This is a genomic window from Bifidobacterium aemilianum, assembly GCF_003315635.1.
In the GTDB taxonomy this organism is placed as follows: domain Bacteria; phylum Actinomycetota; class Actinomycetes; order Actinomycetales; family Bifidobacteriaceae; genus Bifidobacterium; species Bifidobacterium aemilianum.
On record NZ_PDCG01000027.1, the window covers coordinates 1 to 672 of the forward strand.

Annotated in this window: 1 protein-coding gene; it reads left to right on the forward strand. The window is 65.5% G+C overall.

Features of this window, described 5'->3' with window-relative positions:
* A partial coding sequence (locus CRD60_RS08235; RefSeq protein WP_113860789.1) for an MFS transporter occupies positions 1–672 on the forward strand: 672 nt, incomplete at both ends.

A 672-nucleotide genomic window follows, 5' to 3' on the forward strand; every position in this document is an offset into this window, starting at 1 on the left:
CGGCCATCTCCGCCCTGGCGCCCTCATTCCCGATCCTGCTGGCCGGACGCCTGATTCAGGGGATTGGAACCGGCCTGATCCTGCCGCTCATGTTCACGGTGGCGATGTTGATCTTCCCGCCCGCCAAGCTGGGCACCGTGATGGGCATGTGCGCCCTGGTCATCATGTTCGCCCCGGCCATCGGCCCGACCCTGACCGGCCTGATCCTGGGCAGACTCACCTGGCACTGGGTCTTCTGGCTCTTCATCCCCTTCCTGCTGATCGCCCTGGTCTGCGCGGTCTGCTTCCTTAAGAACGTCGGCCAGATCACCCGACCCCACATCGACCTGCCATCCATCCTGGGCTCGGTCATCGGCTTCGGAGGACTGGTAGCCGGTGTCAGCCTGGCCTCCAAGTACGGCTGGGCCTCCCCGGTCACCCTGGCCATCCTCCTGCTAGCGATAGTGGCCTTGGCCCTCTACGTCCGCCGCCAGCTCAAGCTGGAGCAGCCGGTGCTGAACCTGCGCATCTTCGCCATCCCCGCCTTCCGTGCAGGTGCCAGCTTGGTCATGCTGGACTTCGCCATCATTCTGGCCTCCATGTACCTGCTGCCCCAGTACTTCCAGCGCGGTCTCCTGGTCCCGGTGGCCATGACCGGTGTCCTGATGCTGCCGGGCGGCGCCATCAACGCAC